This window comes from Hydrogenophaga borbori (assembly GCF_003417535.1).
GTDB lineage: Bacteria > Pseudomonadota > Gammaproteobacteria > Burkholderiales > Burkholderiaceae_C > Hydrogenophaga > Hydrogenophaga borbori.
Genome location: NZ_QVLS01000003.1, coordinates 423,677 through 446,945, shown reverse-complemented (window position 1 = coordinate 446,945; position 23,269 = coordinate 423,677). Strand labels below are relative to the sequence as shown.

19 protein-coding genes are annotated in these 23,269 nt (G+C 67.4%); 16 read left to right on the top strand and 3 right to left on the bottom strand.

The window, feature by feature from the left end; all coding sequences use genetic code 11:
• A complete protein-coding gene (locus DY262_RS07920) occupies positions 1-699 on the top strand; it encodes a protein-methionine-sulfoxide reductase heme-binding subunit MsrQ (protein ID WP_245980869.1) in 699 nt (232 codons plus the stop codon).
• Here the strand turns inward: DY262_RS07920 and lysA are convergent.
• Complete coding sequence (lysA, locus tag DY262_RS07915) at positions 669-1,949, bottom strand: diaminopimelate decarboxylase (RefSeq protein WP_116958389.1); 1,281 nt, start codon at positions 1,947-1,949, stop codon at positions 669-671. The two genes, DY262_RS07920 and lysA, sit on opposite strands and share 31 nt — an antisense overlap.
• Complete coding sequence (gene lptM / locus DY262_RS07910) at positions 1,903-2,055, bottom strand: LPS translocon maturation chaperone LptM (protein ID WP_116958532.1); 153 nt, start codon at positions 2,053-2,055, stop codon at positions 1,903-1,905. The genes lysA and lptM overlap by 47 nt, the downstream gene beginning before the upstream one ends.
• 62 nt (positions 2,056-2,117) lie before the next feature.
• On the opposite strand from lptM, the gene cyaY reads away from it, so the two are divergent.
• Positions 2,118-2,447, top strand: coding sequence for an iron donor protein CyaY (cyaY, locus tag DY262_RS07905; RefSeq protein WP_116958388.1), 330 nt, complete (start codon positions 2,118-2,120; stop codon positions 2,445-2,447).
• Here the strand turns inward: cyaY and DY262_RS07900 are convergent.
• Positions 2,437-4,863: a penicillin-binding protein 1A gene (locus DY262_RS07900; RefSeq protein WP_116958387.1), complete on the bottom strand. Its 2,427-nt coding sequence runs from the start codon at positions 4,861-4,863 to the stop codon at positions 2,437-2,439. The genes cyaY and DY262_RS07900 overlap by 11 nt on opposite strands.
• 267 nt (positions 4,864-5,130) lie before the next feature.
• Here DY262_RS07900 and DY262_RS07895 point away from each other — a divergent pair, with 267 nt between their 5' ends.
• From DY262_RS07895 to mlaE, 14 genes are all read left to right on the top strand, one after another.
• Positions 5,131-6,210 (top strand): pilus assembly protein PilM, encoded by a 1,080-nt coding sequence (locus tag DY262_RS07895; RefSeq protein WP_116958386.1) that lies wholly within the window; start codon positions 5,131-5,133, stop codon positions 6,208-6,210.
• Entirely contained in the window at positions 6,207-6,821 is a 615-nt protein-coding gene (locus DY262_RS07890) for a PilN domain-containing protein (protein WP_116958385.1), read from the top strand. Before DY262_RS07895 ends, DY262_RS07890 begins: the two co-directional genes overlap by 4 nt.
• A gap of 14 nt (positions 6,822-6,835) precedes the next feature.
• The gene (locus DY262_RS07885) at positions 6,836-7,507 is read left to right on the top strand and encodes a type IV pilus inner membrane component PilO (protein ID WP_116958384.1); all 672 of its coding nucleotides are present in this window, start codon (positions 6,836-6,838) and stop codon (positions 7,505-7,507) included.
• Positions 7,504-8,046 (top strand): pilus assembly protein PilP, encoded by a 543-nt coding sequence (locus DY262_RS07880; RefSeq protein ID WP_116958383.1) that lies wholly within the window; start codon positions 7,504-7,506, stop codon positions 8,044-8,046. Before DY262_RS07885 ends, DY262_RS07880 begins: the two co-directional genes overlap by 4 nt.
• The gene (locus DY262_RS07875) at positions 8,043-10,172 is read left to right on the top strand and encodes a type IV pilus secretin PilQ (RefSeq protein ID WP_116958382.1); all 2,130 of its coding nucleotides are present in this window, start codon (positions 8,043-8,045) and stop codon (positions 10,170-10,172) included. The genes DY262_RS07880 and DY262_RS07875 overlap by 4 nt, the downstream gene beginning before the upstream one ends.
• Positions 10,173-10,739, top strand: coding sequence for a shikimate kinase (locus tag DY262_RS07870; protein WP_116958381.1), 567 nt, complete (start codon positions 10,173-10,175; stop codon positions 10,737-10,739).
• Between the two features lie 41 nt (positions 10,740-10,780).
• Complete coding sequence (gene aroB, locus DY262_RS07865) at positions 10,781-11,905, top strand: 3-dehydroquinate synthase (protein ID WP_116958380.1); 1,125 nt, start codon at positions 10,781-10,783, stop codon at positions 11,903-11,905.
• Positions 11,902-13,059, top strand: a complete 1,158-nt coding sequence (locus DY262_RS07860) for a deoxyguanosinetriphosphate triphosphohydrolase (protein WP_116958379.1) — start codon at positions 11,902-11,904, stop codon at positions 13,057-13,059. The genes aroB and DY262_RS07860 overlap by 4 nt, the downstream gene beginning before the upstream one ends.
• Complete coding sequence (locus DY262_RS07855; protein WP_116958378.1) at positions 13,056-14,249, top strand: MFS transporter; 1,194 nt, start codon at positions 13,056-13,058, stop codon at positions 14,247-14,249. Before DY262_RS07860 ends, DY262_RS07855 begins: the two co-directional genes overlap by 4 nt.
• A gap of 78 nt (positions 14,250-14,327) precedes the next feature.
• Positions 14,328-15,035: an REP-associated tyrosine transposase gene (locus DY262_RS07850; protein ID WP_116958377.1), complete on the top strand. Its 708-nt coding sequence runs from the start codon at positions 14,328-14,330 to the stop codon at positions 15,033-15,035.
• A gap of 181 nt (positions 15,036-15,216) precedes the next feature.
• Positions 15,217-19,995 (top strand): glutamate synthase-related protein, encoded by a 4,779-nt coding sequence (locus DY262_RS07845; protein WP_116958376.1) that lies wholly within the window; start codon positions 15,217-15,219, stop codon positions 19,993-19,995.
• A 39-nt stretch (positions 19,996-20,034) separates the two neighbouring features.
• On the top strand, positions 20,035-21,501 hold the full coding sequence (locus DY262_RS07840) for a glutamate synthase subunit beta (protein ID WP_116958375.1): 1,467 nt from the start codon (positions 20,035-20,037) through the stop codon (positions 21,499-21,501).
• A 154-nt stretch (positions 21,502-21,655) separates the two neighbouring features.
• The gene (locus DY262_RS07835; RefSeq protein WP_116958374.1) at positions 21,656-22,471 is read left to right on the top strand and encodes an ABC transporter ATP-binding protein; all 816 of its coding nucleotides are present in this window, start codon (positions 21,656-21,658) and stop codon (positions 22,469-22,471) included.
• Positions 22,471-23,256 carry a lipid asymmetry maintenance ABC transporter permease subunit MlaE gene (gene mlaE / locus DY262_RS07830; RefSeq protein ID WP_116958373.1) on the top strand — a complete coding sequence of 262 codons (786 nt, stop codon included), beginning with the start codon at positions 22,471-22,473 and terminating at the stop codon, positions 23,254-23,256. The genes DY262_RS07835 and mlaE overlap by 1 nt, the downstream gene beginning before the upstream one ends.
• The last annotated feature ends 13 nt before the right edge of the window (positions 23,257-23,269 follow it).

The window sequence follows — 23,269 nt, the reverse complement described above, 5'->3', positions numbered from 1 at the left end:
ATGGGCTCCGCCCGGCCGCCCGAAGGGGCCCACCCCGCGCCGCACGGAGGGCGTTCGCTGAGCCGCGCCGCGGTCCAGCGGGCGTTGCTGCACCCGCTGGCCAAACCCCTGGTGTTTGCCGTGTGGCTCCTGCCTTTCGCCTGGCTGTTCTGGGCCGCGGCGGCCGACCGCCTGGGCGCCAACCCCGCCGAGGCGCTGATCCGTTCCCTGGGCGACTGGACATTGCGCGCCCTGGTGCTGGTGCTGCTGGTGACGCCGCTGCGCGTCAGCCTGGGCTGGCCGGCACTGGCGCGCTTTCGGCGCATGCTGGGGCTGTTCGTGTTCTTCTACGCCACGCTGCACTGGTTGGCGTACGTCTGGTTCGATATGGGCTTCGACTGGGCCGAGGTCGTCGCCGACATCCCCAAACGCCCCTTCATTCTCGTGGGCACGCTGGCCTGGCTGCTGCTGCTCGCGCTGGCGGCCACATCCTTCAACCGCGCCATCCGCGCGCTGGGGGCGCCGCGCTGGCAGGCCCTGCACCGCTTGGTCTATGCGGTGGCGGTGCTGGCGGTGCTGCACTTCTTCTGGATGCGCGCGGGCAAGCACGACTTCAACGAGGTCGCGGTGTACGCGGTCCTCTTCGCCGCGCTGCTGGGCTGGCGCGCCTGGCGGCGCTGGGGCGCGCCTCAGGGCAGGGGCGTTTCCAGCCGCATCTGATCGGCGGCGGTTTCACGCTGGCGGATCACGGTGGCCCGGGCGCCATCGACCAGCACCTCGGCGGCGCGGCCGCGCGTGTTGTAGTTGCTGGCCATGCTCATGCAGTAGGCGCCGGCCGACAGCACCGCCAGCCGGTCGCCGGCCTGCACCGCCAGCTCGCGGTCACGGCCCAGCCAGTCGCCGCTCTCGCAGACGGGGCCGACCACATCCCAGGTGAGCGGAGCGGTGTCGGCGCGCGCGCGCAGCGGTTCGATGCGGTGGTAGGCCTGGTACATCGCGGGGCGCGGCAAATCGTTCATGGCCGCGTCCACGATGAGGAAGTTCTTGTGTTCCCCGGGCTTGAGGTAGAGCACTTCGGTCAAGCAGACACCGGCGTTGCCCACGATGGAGCGGCCCGGCTCGATCAGGATCTGGCGGTCGCCGAAGCCGCGCGCGTCCAGGCGCTGCAGCAACTGCGCCCACAGCGCGTCGGCGGCGGGTGGCGTGTCGCCGCGGTAGTCGATGCCCAGGCCTCCGCCGAAGTCGATGTGGTGCAGGCGCAGGCCCAAGCCGAGGCCTTCAATGGCGGCGACCAGGTCGAGCACGCGCTCCAGCGCGTCGAGGTAGGGCGCCGCCTGCGTGATCTGCGAGCCGATGTGGCAGTCGATGCCGACCACCTCGAGGCCGCTGCACGACGCGGCCTGGCGGTAGGTGTCCAGCACCTCGTCGTGCGCGATGCCGAACTTGTTGTCCTTCAGGCCGGTGGAAATGTAGGGATGCGTTTGCGCGTCCACGTCGGGGTTGACGCGCACGCTCACGCGCGCGCGCCGCCCGACCGCGCGCGCGACCTCGTCGAGCACGGCCAGCTCGGCGCGGCTCTCGACGTTGAAGCAGCCGATGCCGACATCAAGTGCGCGGCGCATCTCGGCGCGGGTCTTGCCCACGCCCGAGAAGATGATGCGTTCCGGCGCGCAGCCCGCGGCCAGTGCACGCTCCAGCTCGCCGCCCGAGACGATGTCCAGCCCACAGCCCGCGCGCACCAGCGTCTGCAGGATGGCCAGCGAGGAGTTGGCCTTCATCGCATAGCAGATGAGGTGCGAGCGCCCGGCGAGACCACGCTGGTACGCGCCCAGGGCCTGCAGCATGGCGGCCTGGCTGTAGACAAAGAGTGGGGTGCCGTGGGCCCGGGCCAGGCTGTCGAGGCTCAGGTCCTCGACGTGCAGTTCACCGTGACGTTGCGTCAGGAAGGCGGGCAGGGGCGACAGGGGCATTGTTGGCGGGCTTGGGCGTGGTCTCGGGGCTCTTGGGGGGCGGCAGATAGAGCGGACCTTTCTGGCCGCAAGCCGCCAAGCCCGACAGCAGCAGCGACAAGGCCATGACCCGAGCGGGGCCTGAACAGCGACCTAGAATGCGCAGCCACCCAAACATCCGCGCATTGTATGACCGACCTCGAATACCAGGATCGCGCCGAGGCCCTGTTGCGCGCCATCGAACTGAACTGCGACCGCATCAACGAAGACACCGATGCGGACATCGACAACCAGCGCGTGGGCGGCATGATCACACTCACCTTCGCCAACCGCAGCCAGATCGTGATCAACCTGCAGAAGCCGCTGCAAGAGGTGTGGATGGCCGCACGCGCCGGCGGTTTTCACTACAAGCACGATGGCCGCGCCTGGCAAGACACCAAGGGCAACGGCGAGTTCTTCGAGAACCTGTCGCGTTACGCGAGCGAGCAGTCGGGCCAGGCGCTGCGCTTCAGTTCCTGAACAGGTCCAGGATGCTGCGCCGGTTTTCCACCGGTGGCTGCGGCGGCGGCGGGGCCATCGGCACGCCATTGGCATCGACCGCCGCGCCGGCGGGCGCGCCAGGCCAGGGATCCGCCAGGCCCAGCCCATGCACGCCATTGCCCGGGCCGTATTCTTCGTAGTACCACTCGCCGCCGATGTTGACCACGCCGGGCGGCGCGCTGTAGGTGGTCACGGGCACGTTCTTCAGCATCTCCTGCATGAAGGAGATCCAGATCGGCAGCGCCAGGCCGCCGCCGGTTTCTCGGCTGCCCAGGTTGCGCGGCGTGTCGTAGCCCACCCAGGCCGCGGCGGCCAGCGTGGGCTGGTAGCCGACGAACCAGGCGTCCACCGCGTCGTTGGTGGTGCCGGTCTTGCCATACAGGTCGGGCCGCTTGAGGGTGGCCTGCGCGCGCGCGGCGGTGCCTGAGCGGGTGATCTCCTGCAACAGGCTGTTCATGATGAAGGCGTTGCGCGGCTCGATCGCCTGTGGCGCGTTGTCCAGTGTGGTCTGTGGTGCTTCGAACAGCACGCGCCCGCGCGCGTCCGTCACGCGGGTGATCAGCAGGGGCGTCACCCGGTGGCCGCCGTTGGCGAACACCGAATAGGCCGTGACCATCTGCAGCGGCGTGACCGAACCGGCGCCCAGCGCCATGGTGAGGTAGGGCGGGTGCTTGTCGGCCTCGAAGCCGAAGCGCGTGACCCAGTTCTGCGCGTTCTGCGTGCCCACCAGCTGCAGCACGCGAATGGACACCATGTTCTTGGACTTGGCCAGCGCGCGGCGCACCGACATCGGGCCTTCGAACTGGCCGTCGTAGTTCTTCGGCTCCCAGGGCTTGCCGCCCGTTTCGGCGGCGGAATAGAACAGCGGCGCGTCGTTCACCACCGTCATCGGTGTCAGGCCCTTTTCCAGCGCGGCGGAATAGATGAAGGGCTTGAAGCTGGACCCCGGCTGGCGCCAGGCCTGGGTGGCGTGGTTGAACTTGTTCTTGTTGAAGTCGAAGCCGCCGATGACGGCCGCGATGCGGCCGTTGCGCGGGTCCAGCGCCACGAAGGCGGACTCGACCTCGGGCAACTGCGTCACGCGCCAGGATTTGTCGCCCACCTTGACGATGCGCACGACGGCGCCGGGGCGCAGCTTGATGTTTGGCCCGGCCTTGTCCGACAGGCCGCTCTGCACCGGCTTGAGGCCTTCGCCGGTGATCTCGATCGGGTCGCCGTCCTGGCGCACCACCACCACCTTGCGGGGGTCGGCCTGGAGCACCACGGCCGACAGCAGGTCCCCGTTGTCGGGGCGTTCCGCGAGGGCTTCGTCGATGGCCGTGTCGCGTTCCTGCGCGTCCTCGGGCAGGTTGATGAACAGCTCCGGGCCGCGGTAGAACTGCCGGCGCTCGTAGTCCAGCACGCCCTGGCGCACGGCGCGGTAGGCGGCTTCCTGGGCGCGCGGGTCGATGGTGGTGGACACCACCAGGCCGCGCGTGTACGCGGCCTCGCCATACTGGGCCACGATGGCCTGGCGAACCATCTCTGCCGCAAACTCCGCGCGCAGGCTGTCCTCCATGGCACCGCGGTGGACCTTGACCTCCTGGGCCTTGGCTTCTTCGGCCTGTTGGGCGGTGATGAAGCCGTTTTCGACCATGCGGTCGATGATGTACAGCTGGCGCGTGCGGGCGCGCTTGGGGTTGCGGACCGGGTTGTAGGCCGAAGGCGCCTGCGGCAGGCCCGCGAGCATCGCGGCCTCGGCGATGGTCACGTCCTTCAGCGGTTTGCCAAAGTAGATCTGCGAGGCCGACGCGAAGCCATACGCCCGCCGGCCCAGGAAGATCTGGTTCATGTAGATCTCGAGGATCTGCTCCTTGGTGAGCATGTGCTCCAGTTTGAAGGTGAGCAGCACCTCGTAGATCTTGCGCGTGTAGCTCTTCTCCGCCGACAGGTAGACGTTGCGCGCCACCTGCATGGTGATGGTGGAGGCGCCCTGGCTCTTGGCCTCGCGCAGGTTGGCCAGCGCGGCGCGCACCATGCCGCGGTAATCCACGCCGCTGTGCTCGAAGAAGCGTGCGTCTTCGATGGCCAGCACCGCGTGTTTCATCACGTCGGGGATCTGGTCGATGGTCAGCAGGTTGCGCCGCTCTTCACCGAACTCGCCGATGAGCTGGCCATCCACGGCGAGCACGCGCAAAGGCAGCTTGGGTCGGTAGTCGGCCAGGCCCGTGACGTCCGGCAGATTGGGGTAGGCCACCGCCAGGGCGATGCCAAGGGCCATCAGCATGGCCGCAACACCTGCCGCCGCCAGTCCGGCGACAACCACCACCAAGCGACCGATCCAGATGAGCGTGCGGGGCGCCGCAGATACTGCCTTGGCAGGAGCCGCGCGAGAGGGCTGGGATTCTTGGGGCATGCGAACTCGGACTGGAAACGTGCCGCATTTTAGAAGTCGGGCAAGGTGCCGACATGGAATGAACGGAACGTAGGGGTTTGGGCTTGTAGACCGGATTGTCGGTGGGGGTTCAGACCATCGCGTCGGCCCTTCATCCCGTCGGCTTTTGACAACGTTTCGATTTGTGCGTTTGGCAAAAAATCTTTGCCGCTCAATGGGCTTACTGCTAGCATTGAAGTGAATTCTTAAGTCTGGCGTAGTACATCGCCATGCGATTTGGGGGCCATCTTGATCTCACTGGGATCGCTATTCAGCCGAGAGCCAGCGCCGCTGCTGGGCATTGACGTGAGTTCGTCGAGCGTCAAGCTTGTCGAACTCAGCCGCAACCGCGCCGGCGAGTTCGTGCTGGAGCGGTGTGCCATGGAACCGCTGGAACGCGGCTGGATCACCGACGGCAACATCGAAAAATTCGATGAGGTGGCCGACGCGGTGCGCCGGGTGGTCCGCAAGAGCGGCAGCAAGACGAAAAACGTGGCCCTGGCGTTGCCGGCCTCGGCGGTGATCACCAAGAAGATCGTGCTGCCGGGCGGCATGAGCGACAAGGAGCTCGAGGCGCAGGTCGAGTCCGAGGCCAACCAGTACATTCCGTTCTCGCTCGACGAGGTGAGCCTCGATTTCTGCGTTGTCGGCCCCAGCGCGACGTCCGTGGGCGACGTCGAGGTGCTGATCGCCGCCTCCCGCAAGGAAAAGGTATCCGACCGGCAGGGTCTGGCCGAAGCCGCGGGGCTCAAACCCGTGGTCATGGACGTCGAATCCTATGCGTCGCGGCTGGCCGCTGGCCGCGTGATCGAAACCTTGCCGAACCAGGGAGTGGACGCGCTGGTGGCGCTGTTCGAGATCGGCTCCATGACCACGAGCCTGCAGGTCATTCGCAACGACGAAGTGCTCTACGAGCGCGACCAAGCGTTTGGGGGCGGTCAGCTCACCCAGCTCATCATCCGCCAGTACGGCTTTTCGCCCGACGAGGCGGAAGCGAAGAAGCGCTCGGGTGACCTGCCGGAGGACTACCAGAGCGCGGTGCTGGAACCGTTCATCGAGAGCCTTGCCCAGGAAATCGGTCGCGCGCTGCAGTTTTTCTTCACCAGCACGCCGTACAACAAGATCGACCACATCCTTCTGGCCGGTGGCAGCGCCGCCTTGCTGGGGCTCACCGAGGCGGTCACCCACCAGACCTCGTTCGCGTGCATGCTGATCAACCCGTTCGATGCGATGGAGCTGGGGACGGGTGTGCAGGCGCGAAAGATCTCGCGTGAGGCACCGGCCTACCTGACGTCCACCGGGCTGGCGCTGCGGAGGTTCTACCAATGATCCTCATCAACCTGCTGCCCCATCGCGAGGCAGCGCGCAAGCGCCAGAAGGAACAGTTCTATACGCAGCTGGGCTTGTCGGCGCTGCTGGGCGGCATCATCGGTGGCGCTGTCTTCACGTGGTATCAGGGCCAGATCTCCATCCAGCAAGACCGCAACCAGTTCCTGACCCAGGAAATCGCGAAGCTGGACGCGGAAATCAAGGACATCGCCACGCTGCAGCAGCAAATCGCGTCGCTGCGGGCGCGTCAGACCGCCGTCGAGGACCTTCAGGCGGGGCGCAACCTGCCGGTGTACCTGCTGGAGGAACTCGTCAATCAACTGCCCAAGGGCGTTTTCCTGCGGTCGATGAAGCAGGAAAACATGAGCGTGCTGTTGACGGGCACCGCGCAGTCGCAGGAGCGCGTGTCCGAGCTGTTGCGCAATCTGTCGAACAACAGCCCCGCCTTGACGCGTCCTGAGCTGGTGGAAATCGTGTCCGCCAACGCGGCCATCAGTGGCGCCGATGCGCGACGCGTGGCCAACTTCACCATGCGCGTGACCTTGCGCAAGCCGGCGGTCACGCCGGCGCCGGCCACGCCAGCCACCGCACCCGCGGCGGGCAAAGTCTGACCCGGGGTGGCGTGATGGCGAAGAAGTCGAGCATCAATATCGATCTGAAGGGCGTGCAGGACAAGCTGCGTGCCCAGTTCACCGGCCTCGATCCCAACGACCCGTCCTTGTGGCCGGCGCTGCCCCGAAACCTGCTGTTCGTGGCCGTGTGTTTGGGCGTCGTGGCCGCGCTGTGGTTCGTCTGGCTCAAGGGCGTCGACGAGGAGCTGGTGGCCGAGAAGGCCCGCGAGGAGCAACTGCGCACCACCTACCGCAGCAAGCTGGTGCAGGCCGTCAACCTCGACGCCTTGCGCAAGCAGCTGGAGCAGGTGCAGCAGTACGTGACGCAGCTGGAAAAGCAACTGCCCAGCAAGGCCGAAATGGACGCCTTGTTGTCCGACATCAACCAAGCCGGTCTGGGGCGCAGCCTGCAGTTCGAACTGTTCCGTCCCGGACAGGTGGTGGTCCGTGAGTACTACGCCGAGCTGCCGATCGCCATTCGGGTCACGGGCAAATACCACGACGTCGGCCTGTTCGCCGCCGATATCGCCAACCTGTCGCGCATCGTTACCTTGAACAACCTCAGCCTGACGCCCATCGCCACCCGCGACGGTTACCTGACGATGGATGGCGTGGCCAAGACCTTCCGGTACCTGGACCCCGAGGAAGTCGCGGCCCAGCAAAAAGCGAAGGGGGCAAAGAAGTGAGCCGCCTCGCCCCCTATTCCTTGTTGGTCCTGGGCCTTGTGTTGGCGGGTTGCACGTCGTCCGGGCAGGACGAGCTGCGGTCCTGGATGCAGGCCGAGCGCAATTCGATCAAGCCGTCGGTGCAGCCGATTCCCGAACCCACGCGGTTCGAGCCACAGCCCTACAGTGTCGAGCGCGAAACGCCGCCGTTCAGCACGGAAAAACTGGCCAGCCTGCTGCGCGGCACGCAAACGGCAAGCGCCGCCAATGCCGCGCTGATCGAGCCCGAACTGGCGCGTCGGCGCCAGCCGCTCGAAGCCTTCCCCTTGGACTCCATGACCATGGTCGGCAGCCTGGACCGTTCGGGGGAACTGGTGGCGCTGATCAAAGTGGACCGCTTGCTGTACCAGGTGCGTCAAGGACAGTACCTGGGACAGAACTTCGGACGCGTAACCCGCATCACCGAAACCGAAGTCGCCTTGCGCGAAATCGTGCAGGACCCGTCGGGTGAATGGATCGAGCGCCCCACGGCGCTGCAGCTAGTAGAGGACGCTAAATGAACAAGCCAGAACAGGCGACCGCTGGAACGGCGTGGGGGCGGAGGATGGTCAAGGGGGGGCTGGTTCTCGGTCTCGTCCTGTCGGCCTGCTGGGCGCAGGCGCAGTCTGCCATCCAGTCGGTCACCGGAGGTATTCAAAGCGGTGCCGAGGTGGTCCGGATCAACCTGTCGGAACCCCTGAAGGCCACGCCGTCGAGCTTCACCGTGCAGTCGCCCGCGCGCATCGCCCTGGACTTTCCGGGCGTGGCCAATGCCATGGGGCGCAGCACTGTTGACATCAACGAAGGCAATCTCCGTTCGGCCACCGTGGTCCAGGCGGGCGAACGCACACGGGTGGTGATCAACCTCAAGCAGCCGGCGCCGTTCCAGACGCGCGTCGAAGGCAACAGCCTGCTGGTGGTCATGGAGCGTCCCGAAGCGGTGACGGCCCAAACCAATCCGCCGACGCATTTTGCCGAGAGCCGCAACCTGGACGTGAGCTCGCTGCGCGACATCGACTTCCGCCGCGGCACGGGCAATACGGGGCGTGTCGTCGTCGAGTTGCCGAACAACCAGGTCGGTGTCGACATCCGCCAGCAAGGCACGGGCCTCGTGGTGGAGTTCCTGAAGAGTTCCCTGCCCGAGGGCCTGCGCCGCCGCCTGGACGTGACCGACTTCGGTACGCCGGTGCAGTCGGTGACCACCACGCAGACGGGCGACCGCGTGCGCATGGTGGTGGCGGCGGCGGGCAATTGGGAGCATTCCGCGTACCAGAGCGACAACCAGTTCGTGCTGGAAGTGCGCGAGCAGCGCGTGGATCCCAACAAGCTCAGCCAAGGCCCGGGCTACACCGGCGAGAAGCTGTCGCTGAACTTCCAGAACATCGAAGTCCGTGCGCTGCTGCAGGTCATCGCCGATTTCACGAACTTCAACATCGTGACGTCCGATTCCGTGGCGGGTTCGGTCACCCTGCGCCTGAAGGATGTGCCCTGGGATCAGGCGCTGGACATCATCATGCAGGCCAAGGGCCTGGGCCTGCGCAAGTCGGGCAACGTGCTGTGGATCGCCCCGCGCGATGAAATCGCGGCCCGCGAGAAGCAGGAGCTGGAAGCGCGCGCCACGGTGGAGAGCCTCGAGCAGGTGCGCACGCAATCGTTCCAGATGAATTACGCCAAGGCGGCCGACATCGCCACGCAACTGACGGCTGGGTCGTCGTCGACGGTCAGCGGCGGAGGCAATTCCAGCAACGCACGCATCCTGTCCCCCCGTGGCAGCGTGATCGCCGAGCCGCGAACCAACCAGCTTTTCGTGACGGACATCCCTTCGCGCCTGGCCCAGGTGCAGGAGCTGATCACCAAGCTCGATATCCCGATCCGCCAGGTGCTGATTGAGGCGCGCATCGTGGAAGCCGACGACGACTTCAGCAAATCCATCGGCGTGCGCCTGGGCGGTGGCGTGCGGGAATTCGGTGTGGGCTCGGCCAATGGCAACCCGGTGCGTGGCAACTTCGGCAGCAACTACGGGGCCGTGACCACCGGACCGTCTCTGACCTCCGCCCCCTTCGTGAACCTGCCCGCCTTGCCGCCGACCGGTCAGGCGGCGTCCTACGCCCTGTCGCTGTTCAGCCCGAACGCCTCGCGCTTCCTGGCGCTGGAAATCTCGGCGCTGGAATCCGATGGCAAGGGTCGCATTGTGTCCAGTCCCCGCGTGGTCACGGCCGACCAGGTGAAGGCGCTGATCGAGCAGGGCACCGAGTTCCCCTACCAGACGGCCACGTCCAGCGGCGCCACGGCCATCGCGTTCCGCAAGGCCAACCTCAAACTGGAGGTCACTCCGCAGATCACGCCCGAGGGCAACATCATTCTCGATCTCGACGTGAACAAGGACACCCGCGGCGAAACCACTGCGGACGGTATCGCCATCGACACCAAGCACGTGCAAACCCAGGTGCTGGTGGAGAACGGCGGCACGGTGGTGATCGGCGGCATCTTCGAGCGCACCGAGCGCAACCAAATCCAGAAGGTGCCGCTGCTGGGCGATCTGCCCGCCGTGGGCAATCTGTTCAAGTCGCGCAACCAGATCGATCAGCGTTCCGAGCTGCTGATCTTCATCACGCCGCGCGTCCTGGGGCGCACCGCCATCAACTAATTGAACCCCACGCAGTCGGTCTTCCTGGTCGGGCTGCCTGGATCGGGCAAATCCACCGTCGGGCGCCAGCTGGCCCGGCGGCTGGGGTTGCCTTTTGTCGATTCCGATCACGTGATCGAGCAACGCATAGGGTCGAGCATCCGGGCGTTTTTTGATCGCGAGGGGGAGGCGGCGTTCCGGGATCTTGAGGCACAGGTCATTGATGAAGTCACCGCCGGTCCGTTGGCGGTGATCGCCACCGGTGGCGGCGCCGTGCTGCGCCCGGAGAACCGGGTGCACCTGCATGAGCGCGGCCGCGTGGTCTATCTGCGATCGACGCCGGAGGACCTTTTTCGCCGTCTGCGCCACGACCGCCACCGTCCGCTGTTGCAGGTGGCCGATCCCTTGGCCCGGCTCAAGGACCTGCACGCGCAGCGGCACCCGCTGTACGCCGAGACGGCGCATTTCGCCATCGACACGGGACGCCCCTCGGTGGCCACGCTGGTCAACATGATCCTGATGCAGCTGGAGTTGGCCGGGCTGGTGTCCAGCGCCCCGCCTCCGGACGGGGCCGACACGCCGCCGTGAGGGGCGCCGGCCGCCCGTGAGGGGCGGCATACACTCGGGCCATGTCCCCCGCCATTTCAACCACCGAGACCCAGCGCGTCGCCATCGACCTGGGTGAGCGCAGTTACGACATCCACATCGGCGCCGACCTGATCGGCCATGCCGGTACCTTCGCCGGCCTGCCGACGGCGAACACCGGCGTGATTGTCACCAACGAGGTGGTGGCGCCGCTGTACCTGGCGTCCCTGCGCGCGGCGCTGAGCGGGCGCCATGCGCGTGTGCTGGACGTGGTGCTGCCCGACGGCGAATCGCACAAGCATTGGCAGACGCTGCAGACCATCTTCGATCGCCTGCTCGAGGCCGGCTGTGACCGCAAGACGGTGCTGTACGCGCTGGGCGGGGGGGTGGTGGGCGACATGACCGGTTTCGCGGCCGCCTGCTACATGCGTGGGGTGCCCTTCGTGCAGGTGCCCACCACCTTGCTGGCGCAGGTGGACTCGTCGGTGGGTGGCAAGACGGGCATCAACCACCCCCTGGGCAAGAACATGATCGGCGCCTTCCACCAGCCGCTCAGCGTGGTGTGCGACCTCGACGCGCTGCGCTCCCTGCCCGACCGTGAGTTCAGTGCCGGCATGGCCGAGATCATCAAGTACGGACCCATCGCCGACATGGCCTTCCTCGGTTGGATCGAGGACCACATCGAGGCCCTCATGGCGCGCGATCCGGCGCATCTGGCGCACGCGGTGCGGCGCAGCTGCGAGATCAAGGCCCAGGTGGTGGGCGCCGACGAACGCGAATCGGGGCTGCGCGCCATCCTGAATTTCGGCCACACCTTCGGCCATGCGATCGAGGCCGGCATGGGCTATGGCGCCTGGTTACACGGCGAGGCCGTGGGCTGCGGCATGGTGATGGCGGCCCGCCTGTCGCAGGCGCTGGGTTTGGTGGACGAGGCGTTCGTCGAGCGCCTGAAGCGCCTGGTGGTCCGCGCCGGCCTGCCGGTGGTGGCGCCGGTGCTCGATCCCGCGCGCAATGCCGAGCGCTACCTTGAGCTGATGCGTGTCGACAAGAAGGCCGAGGCGGGGGAGATCCGCTTCGTGCTCATCGACCCACCGGGCCGGGCCTCGATGCGCCCGGCCAGCGATGCCGTCGTGGCGGGGGTGATCGCGCGAAGCTGCCAGCCGGCATGAGCCTTGCACCGTACGCCAGCGATCCGGCGCGCAGCCGTGGCCGGCGCCACCCGGAACCCCCCGCGCCCACGCGCACCGATTACCAGCGCGACCGCGACCGGGTGATCCATTCGACGGCGTTCCGTCGACTGGTCTACAAGACGCAGGTGTTCCTCAACCACGAGGGAGACCTGTTCCGCACCCGCCTGACGCACTCGCTGGAAGTGGCCCAGCTCGGCCGCAGCATCGCGCGGTCGCTGGGGCTCAACGAAGACCTGGTCGAAGCCATCGCGCTCGCACACGACCTGGGCCACACGCCCTTCGGCCACGCCGGCCAGGACGCGCTGCACGCCGCCTTGCAGGCGCTTGGGCCCGATGGCCGCGCGCCCGACGGCTGGGGCTTCGAGCACAACCTGCAGAGCCTGCGCGTGGTGGACGAACTCGAGGAGCGCTACCCCGCGTTCGACGGCCTGAACCTGTCCTTCGAAACGCGCGAAGGCATTCTGAAGCACTGTTCACGGCACAACGCCGAACGCCTGGAGCGGCTGGAGCCCGGCGGCGTAGCGGCGCGCTTCCTGCGCGGCGGCGCTCCTTCGCTCGAGGCGCAGTTGTGCAACCTGGCCGACGAGATCGCCTACAACGCGCACGACATCGACGACGGCGTGCGCTCGGGCCTGCTCTCCCTGGAGCAGCTCGAATCCGTGGAGCTGTTCGACCACTACCGCCGCCAGGCCCTGCGGGAGCACTCGCAACTGCAGGGGCGCCGGCTGTTGTTCGAGAGCATCCGCCGCATGCTGAGCGACCAAGTCTACGACGTGATCGCCGCAACGCGCGGGCGCCTTCGCGACTCGGGCGTCGCCTCAGCCGACGAGGCGCGCACCCAGGCGGCCCTGGTGGCTTTCTCCGACGCCATGCGCGAGCGCAGCCGCGCGCTCAAGGCCTTCCTGTTTCGTAACCTCTACCGTCACCCGCAGGTGGTCGAGACCACTGGCCGCGCGCGCCAGGTGATCGGCGATCTTTTCACGCGCTACCTGGCCGAGCCTGGCGAGATGCCCGAAGCCCATGGGCAACGCCGGCACATCGAGCGCGCGGTGGCCGACTACATCGCCGGCATGACCGATCGTTTTGCCATCCGCGAGCACGAGCGCCTGTTCGGCTCGGTACTGTTTCCATGACCGCCATACCACCGCCCGAGTCCCATCCCGTTCGCGCTGCCGCCCTGGTCGTGGCGGTGGGTGTCACCTGTGCCCTGCACATCGGCAAGCTGCCCGTCGCCATTCCCGCGTTGCAGACCGGGCTGGGCGTGAGCCTGGTGCAGGCGGGCTTCCTGCTTTCGCTCGTGCAATTGGCCGGCATGGCGCTGGGTCTGTTCGTGGGCTTGGCGGCTGACCGCATCGGACCGCGCCGGATCATGCTGGTCGGCCTGGTGGCCCTGGCACTGGGCAGTGCCTGGGGCGCGACGGCCGGCTCGCCGGCCGACCTGCTCGCCTCGCGCGCGCTGGAAGGCCTGGGGTTCCTGCTTGCCGTGCTGCCGGCGCCGGGCCTGATCCGCCGCCACGTGGCCGAGCCGCGCCTGCTGGCCAAGGCCTTGGGCTGGTGGGGCGCCTACATGCCACTGGGCACGGCCCTGGCCTTGCTGTTCGGCGCACCGGTCATCGAGTGGCTCGGGTGGCGCGCCGTCTGGCTGGGGCTGACGGCCTGCTCGCTGCTGGCGCTGGTGGCCCTGTGGCGCGGCTTGCCGTCCGACGCGGCGCTGGCGGGGCAGGGCGCGCCGCTGGGCCCGCGCCTGCGCCGCACGCTGGGTGCGCCTGGGCCCTGGCTGGTGGCCGTGGCTTTCTTCCTGTACTCGGGGCAGTGGCTGGCGGTCGTGGGCTTCTTGCCCACCATCCTGGCCCAGGCCGGCGTGAGTGGCGTGCTGGCGGGCCTGCTCAGTGCGGCCGCGGCGGCGGTGAACATGGGCGGCAACATCGGGGCTGGTCGCTGGATCGCGCGCGGCGGCCGCCCCCGCGTTGTGATGGGCTTCGCCTACATCGCCATGGGCCTGGGGGCCCTGTTGGCCTTTGGCCTGAGGGGCGCGCCCGTGGTGCAGTACCTTGCTGTGCTGGCCTTCTCGGGCCTGGGCGGGCTTATCCCGGGCACCCTGTTCGGCTTGGCGGTGCGCCTGGCACCGGGTGAAGACACCATTTCCACGACGGTGGGCTGGATGCAGCAGCTATCGGCACTGGGGCAGTTTGTCGGACCGCCGTTCGTGGCCTGGGTGGCCACGCAAGTGGGTGGGTGGCAACTCACCTGGGTCGTCACCGGCGCGGCCTCCCTGCTGGGCCTCTGGGTCGCGCACCGCATCCAGCGCACGCTCCCGGCTTGACGGGGGGCTGGCCGGCTCTGGGGCCTCCCCCACCTTCCATGCTTTAATTAGGGTCAGATTCCAATTGAATTGAGCGCCATGGCCCGATTGCCCCGTTTGACCGTCGCTGGCTACCCGCACCACATCATCCAGCGCGGCAACAACCGCCAGCCCATCGTGCGCGACGACGAAGACCGGGACGCCCTGCTCGAACTGATCACCACCCGCGCTCGCCAACACGGCGTGGCGCTGCACGCCTGGGTGTTGATGGACAACCACTTCCACTTGTTGGCCACACCGGAAACCGTGGAGGGTGTGCCCCGCTGGATGCAGGACGTTGGCCGCAGTTACGTGCGCCGCTTCAACGATCGCCACCAGCGCACGGGCACCTTGTGGGAAGGGCGCTACAAGTCCACGCTGGTGCAGACCGAGCGCTATTTCCTGGCTTGCATGGCCTACATCGAGCTCAATCCGGTGCGCGCTGGCATGGTCATGGAGCCCCGGCAGTACCCCTGGTCCAGCCATCTGCACCACATTGGGCAGCGCGTGGACCGCCACCTCACGCCCCATCCCGTCTATTGGGCCCTGGGCAACACGCCCTTCGCGCGTGAGGCCGCTTACGCCGAGTGCGTGCGGACAGGCCTCGGCGCGCCACAGCAAAAAGCCATCACCGACGCCTCTTTGCATGGTTGGGCCTTGGGCGACGACCGCTTCGTCGAGGCGTTGCAGAAGCAGACCAGTCGCCGGGTGTCGCGTGCGGCGCGGGGTCGCCCGCCGGGGGCGCCTGAACCCAAGACCGAGGGCTGATCGCGCAAGCGCCGTCGTGTCACCTTCGGTTCTTTTGATATGTCCCTAATTATTATGGAGAGGTATCAGTCGGCGAATTAATTGGAATCTGACCCCATTAAAAATGCTTGGCACGCATGGTGCAATGCAATAAGCTCCGCGGTCCAACGGATTCGCCCCACAGACGAGAAGGAAGCGCGCCATGAACACGGCTGCCGAGAAAGCGCATTTGCAACAGCACGGCCTCTATGACCCGGCGAACGAGCACGACGCCTGCGGCGTCGGTTTCGTGGCCCACATCAAGGGCGAAAAGAGCCACGCCATCGTCGAGCAGGCACTCAAGATCCTTGAGAACCTGGACCACCGCGGTGCGGTGGGCGCCGACAAGCTGATGGGCGATGGCGCGGGGCTGCTGATCCAGATGCCCGATGCGCTGTACCGGGCCGAGATGGCCGCGCAGGGCGTGACGCTGCCGCCCGCGGGCGAGTACGGCGTGGGCATGATCTTCATGCCCAAGGAACACGCCAGCCGCCTGGCCTGTGAACAGGAAATGGAGCGCGCCATCGCCGCCGAAGGCCAGGTGCTGCTGGGCTGGCGCGAGGTGCCCGTGAACGCCGACATGCCCATGTCGCCCACGGTGCGCGCCAAGGAGCCGATCATTCGCCAGGTCTTCATCGGCCGTGGCAACGACGTCATCGTGCAAGACGCGCTGGAGCGCAAGCTGTACGTGATCCGCAAGACCGCCAGTGCCGCCATCCAGCGCCTCAAGCTCACGCACTCCAAGGAGTACTACGTGGTGAGCATGAGCAGCCGCACCGTGGTCTACAAGGGCCTGCTGCTGGCCGATCAGGTGGGCACCTACTTCAAGGACCTGCAGGACCCGCGCTGCGTGTCGGCCCTGGGCCTGGTGCATCAGCGCTTCTCCACCAACACCTTCCCCGAGTGGCCGCTGGCCCACCCTTACCGCTACGTCGCGCACAACGGCGAGATCAACACGGTCAAGGGCAACTACAACTGGATGAAGGCGCGCGAGGGCGTGATGAGCTCGCCCGTGCTGGGCGCCGACCTTCAGAAGCTCTATCCCATCAGCTTCGCGCACCAGTCCGACACCGCCACGTTCGACAACTGCCTCGAGCTGCTGACCATGGCGGGCTATCCGCTGTCGCAGGCCGTGATGATGATGATCCCGGAGCCCTGGGAGCAGCACACCACCATGGACCCGCGCCGCCGCGCCTTCTACGAGTACCACGCGGCCATGCTCGAGCCCTGGGACGGCCCCGCCTCCATCGTGTTCACCGACGGCCGCCAGATCGGCGCCACCCTGGACCGCAACGGCCTGCGTCCCTCGCGCTACTGCGTCACCGACGACGACCTGGTCATCATGGCCTCGGAATCCGGCGTGCTGCCCGTGCCCGAGAACAAGATCGTGCGCAAGTGGCGCCTGCAGCCCGGCAAGATGTTCCTTATCGACCTCGAGCAGGGTCGCATGATCGACGACGAGGAGCTCAAGGCCAACCTCGCCAACAGCAAACCCTACAAGCAGTGGATCGACAACCTGCGCATCCGCCTGGACGACGTCGAGCACCCGGTGGCCGGCGAGGCCGCGCAGGAGTTGCCCGTGGCGCAGACGGAACCCCAGGCCGCCGGTGTGGAGCGCGTGTCGCCCGAGCTGCTGGACCGCCAGCAGGCCTTTGGCTACACGCAGGAGGACATCAAGTTCCTCATGAGCCCGATGGCCGCCAACGGCGAGGAGGGCATCGGCTCCATGGGCAACGACAGCCCGTTGGCCGTGTTGTCGAGCAAGAACAAGCCGCTCTACAACTACTTCAAGCAGCTGTTCGCGCAGGTCACCAACCCGCCGATCGACCCGATCCGCGAAGCGATCGTGATGTCGCTGGTGTCCTTCATTGGCCCCAAGCCCAACCTGCTCGACATCAACCAGGTCAACCCGCCCATGCGCCTGGAGGTGAGCCAGCCCGTGCTGGACTTCGCCGACATGGCCAAGCTGCGCAACATCGAAGCCGTGACGCAGGGCAAGTTCCGCAGCGTCACGCTGGACATCACCTACCCCGCGAGCTGGGGCCGTGAAGGCGTGGAGGCCAAGCTGGCCTCGCTGTGCGCGGCCGCGGTGGACGCGATCAAGGGCGGCAAGAACATCCTCATCATCAGCGACCGCGGCATCGGCCCGGCGCAGGTGGCCATTCCCGCGCTGCTGGCGCTCTCGGCGATCCACCAGCACCTGGTGCGTGAAGGCCTGCGCACCAGCGCCGGCCTGGTGGTTGAAACCGGCACCGCGCGCGAGGTGCACCACTTCGCCGTGCTCGCCGGTTACGGCGCCGAGGCCGTGCACCCCTACCTGGCGATGGAGACCCTGGTGGCCATCCACAAGGACCTGCCGGGCGATCTGAGCGCCGACAAGGCGATCTACAACTACACCAAGGCGATCGGCAAGGGCCTGTCCAAGATCATGTCCAAGATGGGCGTGAGCACCTACATGAGCTATTGCGGCGCCCAGCTGTTCGAAGCCATCGGCCTCAACAGCGACACCGTGGCCAAGTACTTCACCGGCACCGCCAGCCGCGTGGAAGGCATCGGCGTGTTCGAGATCGCCGAGGAGGCCATCCGCATGCACAAGGCCGCCTTCGGCGACGACCCGGTGCTGGCCACCATGCTGGACGCCGGCGGCGAGTACGCCTGGCGCACGCGCGGCGAAGAGCACATGTGGTCGCCCGACGCCATTGCCAAGCTGCAGCACAGCACGCGCGCCAACAGCTGGAACACCTACAAGGAATACGCCCAGCTCATCAACGACCAGAGCCGCCGCCAGATGACGCTGCGTGGCCTGTTCGAATTCAAGCTGGACCCGAGCAAGGCCATCCCGCTGGACGAGGTGGAGCCCGCCAAGGAGATCGTCAAGCGATTCGCCACCGGCGCGATGTCACTGGGCTCCATCAGCACGGAGGCACACGCCACCCTGGCCGTGGCCATGAACCGCATCGGTGGCAAGAGCAATACCGGCGAAGGCGGCGAAGACGAGCGCCGCTACCGCAACGAGCTCAAGGGCATCAAGATCACCAAGGGTGAGACGCTCAAGTCCATCATCGGCGAGGACGTGGTCGAGGTCGACCTGCCGCTGGAAGACGGCGACAGCCTGCGCTCCAAGATCAAGCAGGTGGCCTCGGGCCGTTTCGGCGTCACCGCCGAGTACCTGCAGAGCGCCGACCAGGTGCAGATCAAGATGGCCCAGGGCGCCAAGCCCGGCGAGGGCGGCCAGCTGCCCGGCGGCAAGGTGTCCGAGTACATCGGCAAGCTGCGCTACTCGGTGCCGGGGGTGGGCCTGATCAGTCCGCCGCCGCACCACGACATCTACTCGATCGAAGACCTGGCCCAGCTCATCCACGACCTGAAGAACGTGGCGCCGCACGCCAGCATCAGCGTCAAGCTGGTGTCGGAAGTGGGCGTGGGCACCATCGCCGCGGGCGTGGCCAAGTGCAAGGCCGATCATGTGGTGATCGCCGGCCACGACGGTGGCACCGGCGCCTCGCCCTGGTCGTCCATCAAGCACGCGGGCAGCCCCTGGGAGATCGGCCTGGCCGAGACCCAGCAGACCCTGGTGCTCAACCGCCTGCGCAGCCGCATCCGCGTGCAGGCCGACGGCCAGATGAAGACCGGCCGCGACGTGGTCATCGGCGCCATGCTGGGCGCGGACGAGTTCGGCTTCGCCACCGCGCCGCTGGTGGTCGAGGGCTGCATCATGATGCGCAAGTGCCACCTCAACACCTGCCCGGTGGGCGTGGCCACGCAGGACCCGGTGCTGCGCAAGAAGTTCTCGGGCAAGCCCGAGCACGTCGTCAACTACTTCTTCTTCGTCGCCGAGGAAGCGCGCCAGATCATGGCGCAGCTGGGCATCCGCACTTTTGACGAGTTGATCGGACGCGCCGACCTGCTGGACACGCGCGCCGGCATCGCCCACTGGAAGGCGCGCGGCCTGGACTTCAGCCGCCTGCTGGCCTTGCCCGCCGTGCCGGCCGACGTGCCGCGCCTGCACACCGAGCAGCAGGACCACGGCCTGCACAAGGCGCTGGACAAGGTGCTGATCGAAAAGTGCCGCCCTGCCATCGAGAAGGGCGAGCGCGTGCAGTTCATCGAGGTCGCGCGCAACGTGAACCGCTCGGTGGGCGCCATGCTGTCGGGCGAGCTCACCAAGCACCACCCCGAAGGACTGCCGGACGACTCCATCCGCATCCAGCTGGAAGGCACGGGCGGCCAGTCCTTCGGTGCCTTCCTGGCCAAGGGCATCACGATGTACCTGATCGGCGACGCCAACGACTACACCGGCAAGGGCCTGTCGGGCGGCCGCGTGGTGGTGCGCCCCAGCATCGACTTCCGCGGCGAGGCCACGCGCAACATCATCGTGGGCAATACCGTGCTCTACGGCGCCACCACCGGCGAGGCCTTCTTCGCCGGCGTGGCCGGCGAGCGCTTCGCGGTGCGCCTGTCGGGCGCCACCGCGGTGGTGGAGGGCACCGGCGACCACGGCTGCGAGTACATGACCGGCGGCACCGTGGTGGTGTTGGGCAAGACCGGCCGCAACTTCGCGGCCGGTATGAGCGGTGGCGTGGCCTACGTCTACGATGAAGACGGCCGTTTCGCCGAGCGCTGCAACACCGCCATGGTGAGCCTGGAGCCCGTGCCCACGGCCAAGGAACAGGAGGCCACGTCCAGCGCAGGTGCCTGGCACCGCGGCCAGACCGACGAGGCCTTGCTCAAGAAGCTTCTGGAGGACCACAACCGCTGGACCGGCAGCAAGCGCGCGCGCGAGCTGCTCGACAACTGGGCCACGGCGCGCGGCAAGTTCCTCAAGGTCTTCCCGAACGAGTACAAGCGCGCCCTCGGCGAGATGGCCGCGAAGCAGACGGCCGCCGCCGCGACCACCAAGGCGCAAGGCTCGGCCAAGAAGGCCACCGCACCCGCGAAGTAAGCCCACGAGAAACAGCCCCACGAGATACAGGACAGCACCATGGGAAAAGTCACCGGCTTCATGGAATACGAGCGCATCGAGGAGGGCTACGCGCCCGTGCCCGATCGCCTGAAACACTACAAGGAGTTCGTTGTCGGGCTCGATGACGCGCAGGCCAAGGTCCAGGGCGCGCGCTGCATGGACTGCGGCACGCCGTTCTGCAACAACGGCTGCCCGGTCAACAACATCATTCCCGACTTCAACGACCTCGTTTACCAGGGCGACTGGAAGAACGCGATCACGGTGCTGCACAGCACCAACAACTTTCCCGAGTTCACCGGCCGCATCTGCCCCGCGCCCTGCGAGGCCGCTTGCGTGCTCAACGTGAACGACGACCCGGTGGGCATCAAGTCGATCGAGCACGCCATCATCGACCGCGCCTGGGCCGAAGGCTGGGTGGCGCCGCAGCCGGCCAAGCACAAGACCGGCAAGAAGGTGGCCGTGGTGGGCTCCGGCCCCGCCGGCATGGCGGCCGCGCAGCAACTGGCGCGCGCCGGCCACGACGTGACCGTGTTCGAGAAGAACGACCGCGTCGGCGGCCTGCTGCGCTACGGCATCCCCGACTTCAAGATGGAGAAGTCGCACATCGACCGCCGCGTCGAGCAGATGCAGGCCGAGGGCGTGGTCTTTCGCACCGGCGTGCTGGTGGGTGCCCTGCCTGAAGGCAGCAAGGTCACCAACTGGGCCAAGGAAACCGTCAGTGCCGAGCAGCTCAAGGCCGAGTTCGACGCCGTGCTGCTCACCGGCGGCGCCGAGCAGAGCCGCGACCTGCCCGTGCCAGGCCGCGAGCTGGACGGCATCCATTTCGCCATGGAGTTTCTGCCCCAGCAGAACAAGGTCAACGCGGGCGACAAACTCAAGGGTCAGCTGCGTGCCGACGGCAAGAAGGTCATCGTCATCGGCGGCGGCGACACCGGATCCGACTGCGTGGGCACCAGCAACCGCCACGGCGCCACCAGCGTGACCCAGTTCGAGGTCATGCCCCAGCCGCCCGAGCAGGAGAACAAGCCCCTGGTCTGGCCCTACTGGCCGCTCAAGCTGCGCACCAGCTCCAGCCACGAAGAGGGCTGCGCACGCGAGTTCGCCATCTCCACCAAGGAGTTCGTCGGCAAGAACGGCAAGCTCACGGGCCTGAAGACCGTGCACGTGGAGTTCAAGGACGGCAAGTTCGTCGAGGTGCCGGGCACCGAGAAGGAATACAAGGCCGACCTGGTGCTGCTCGCCATGGGCTTCACCAACCCCGTGGCCACCGTGCTCGAGGCCTTTGGCGTCGACAAGGATGCGCGTGGCAACGCCAAGGCCACGACCGACTTCACGGGCGGCTATGCGACCAACGTGCCGAAGGTGTTCGCCGCCGGTGACATGCGCCGGGGCCAATCGCTGGTGGTCTGGGCCATCCGCGAGGGCCGCCAGGCGGCCCGGTCGGTGGATGAGTTCCTGATGGGGTATTCCGACCTGCCCCGCTGACCCCCAGCGGCGCGTCGCGCCAGTCCTTCGGGACGCCAACACCCGCGGCCCGGCGACGCCGGTTGCGCGGTGTTACCGGGTGCAAGAGGCGGAAGCCCGTCCCATGCGAATCCCGTATCATGCAGCGGCCGGGTTTTCACCCGGCTTTTGCTTGATGAGCACCACACCCTCCGCCCCCCTCGTCGAACTGCGCGACCTCACCTTCGGCTATGGCCCGCGGGTGATCCTCGACAACATCTCGATGACCGTGCCGCGCGGCAAGGTCACCGCGCTCATGGGCGCCTCGGGTGGCGGAAAAACCACGGTACTGCGCCTGATCGGCGGCCAGATCCGTGCCCAGCGCGGCCAGACGCTGTTCGATGGCGCCGACGTCACCACCATGGACCAGGGCTCGCTGTACGCGGCGCGCCGGCGCATGGGCATGCTGTTCCAGTTTGGCGCGTTGTTCACCGACATGAGCGTGTTCGACAACGTGGCCTTCCCGCTGCGCGAGCACACCAAGCTGCCCGAGGTGCTGGTGCGCGACATCGTGCTGCTCAAGCTCAATGCCGTGGGCCTGCGCGGTGCGCGCGACCTGATGCCCAGCGAGCTGTCGGGCGGCATGGCGCGGCGCGTGGCCCTGGCGCGCGCGATCGCGCTCGACCCCGAGCTCGTGATGTACGACGAGCCCTTCGCCGGCCTGGACCCGATTTCTCTGGGCACCGCTGCGCGCCTGATCCGCGAACTCAACGGCGCGCTGGGCCTGACCAGCATCGTGGTCTCGCACGACCTGGACGAGACCTTCGGCATCGCCGACCAGGTCATCGTGCTGGCCAACGGCAAGATCGCCGCCCAGGGCACACCCGACGAGGTGCGCCACAGCACCGACCCGCTGGTGGCGCAGTTCGTCAACGCCCGGGCCGACGGCCCCGTGCGCTTCCACCACCCCGCGCCCGCGCTGGCCGAGGACTTCGGCAACGGAGCCGCCTGATGCTCAAGGCACTGCACCCCGCCCACGTCGGCCGCGCCGTGCGCCAGCACATCACCGCGCTGGGCCATGGCGCGCGGCTGTTCCTGCGCCTGCTGCTCCTGGGCGGGGCGGCGCTGCGCCGCTTCGGTCTGGTGCGAGACCAGATCCACTTCCTGGGCAACCACTCGCTGTCCATCATTGGCGTCTCAGGCCTGTTCGTGGGCTTCGTGCTGGGCCTGCAGGGCTACTACACGCTGCGCATCTACGGTGCCACCGAGGCCCTGGGCCTGCTGGTGGCGCTGTCGCTGGTGCGCGAGCTGGGCCCGGTGGTGAGCGCGCTGCTGTTCGCCGGCCGCGCGGGCACCTCGCTCACGGCCGAGATCGGCCTCATGAAGGCCGGCGAGCAGCTCAGCGCCATGGAAATGATGGCCGTGGACCCGGTGCGCCGCGTGCTCGCGCCGCGTTTCTGGGCCGGTGTCATCACCATGCCCTTGCTGGCGGCCGTGTTCAGTGCGGTCGGCGTGATCGGCGGCTGGGTCGTCGGCGTGGGCCTCATCGGTCTGGACGGCGGCGCTTTCTGGAGCCAGATGCAGGGCGGGGTGGACGTCTGGGACGACGTCGGCAATGGCGTCATCAAGAGCGCCGTGTTTGGCTTCGCCGTGACCTTCATCGCGCTGCTGCAGGGCTACCTGGCCCAGCCCACGCCCGAGGGCGTATCGCGCGCCACCACCCGCACGGTGGTCATGGCCTCTCTCACGGTGCTGGGCCTCGATTTCGTGCTTACCGCCATGATGTTCAGCATCTGAGGATGCGTCGGAG

Bases quoted from the DNA above. Each gene is read 5' to 3' on its own strand.
- DY262_RS07845 (WP_116958376.1), top strand. From the start codon at position 15,217: ATGAACACGGCTGCCGAGAAAGCGCATTTGCAACAGCACGGCCTCTAT.
- DY262_RS07850 (WP_116958377.1), top strand. From the start codon at position 14,328: ATGGCCCGATTGCCCCGTTTGACCGTCGCTGGCTACCCGCACCACATC.
- DY262_RS07900 (WP_116958387.1), bottom strand. From the start codon at position 4,863: ATGCCCCAAGAATCCCAGCCCTCTCGCGCGGCTCCTGCCAAGGCAGTA.
- DY262_RS07885 (WP_116958384.1), top strand. From the start codon at position 6,836: ATGGCGAAGAAGTCGAGCATCAATATCGATCTGAAGGGCGTGCAGGAC.
- mlaE (WP_116958373.1), top strand. From the start codon at position 22,471: ATGCTCAAGGCACTGCACCCCGCCCACGTCGGCCGCGCCGTGCGCCAG.
- DY262_RS07855 (WP_116958378.1), top strand. From the start codon at position 13,056: ATGACCGCCATACCACCGCCCGAGTCCCATCCCGTTCGCGCTGCCGCC.
- lptM (WP_116958532.1), bottom strand. From the start codon at position 2,055: ATGGCCTTGTCGCTGCTGCTGTCGGGCTTGGCGGCTTGCGGCCAGAAA.
- DY262_RS07920 (WP_245980869.1), top strand. From the start codon at position 1: ATGGGCTCCGCCCGGCCGCCCGAAGGGGCCCACCCCGCGCCGCACGGA.
- DY262_RS07860 (WP_116958379.1), top strand. From the start codon at position 11,902: ATGAGCCTTGCACCGTACGCCAGCGATCCGGCGCGCAGCCGTGGCCGG.
- cyaY (WP_116958388.1), top strand. From the start codon at position 2,118: ATGACCGACCTCGAATACCAGGATCGCGCCGAGGCCCTGTTGCGCGCC.
- DY262_RS07835 (WP_116958374.1), top strand. From the start codon at position 21,656: ATGAGCACCACACCCTCCGCCCCCCTCGTCGAACTGCGCGACCTCACC.
- lysA (WP_116958389.1), bottom strand. From the start codon at position 1,949: ATGCCCCTGTCGCCCCTGCCCGCCTTCCTGACGCAACGTCACGGTGAA.
- DY262_RS07875 (WP_116958382.1), top strand. From the start codon at position 8,043: ATGAACAAGCCAGAACAGGCGACCGCTGGAACGGCGTGGGGGCGGAGG.
- aroB (WP_116958380.1), top strand. From the start codon at position 10,781: ATGTCCCCCGCCATTTCAACCACCGAGACCCAGCGCGTCGCCATCGAC.
- DY262_RS07890 (WP_116958385.1), top strand. From the start codon at position 6,207: ATGATCCTCATCAACCTGCTGCCCCATCGCGAGGCAGCGCGCAAGCGC.
- DY262_RS07840 (WP_116958375.1), top strand. From the start codon at position 20,035: ATGGGAAAAGTCACCGGCTTCATGGAATACGAGCGCATCGAGGAGGGC.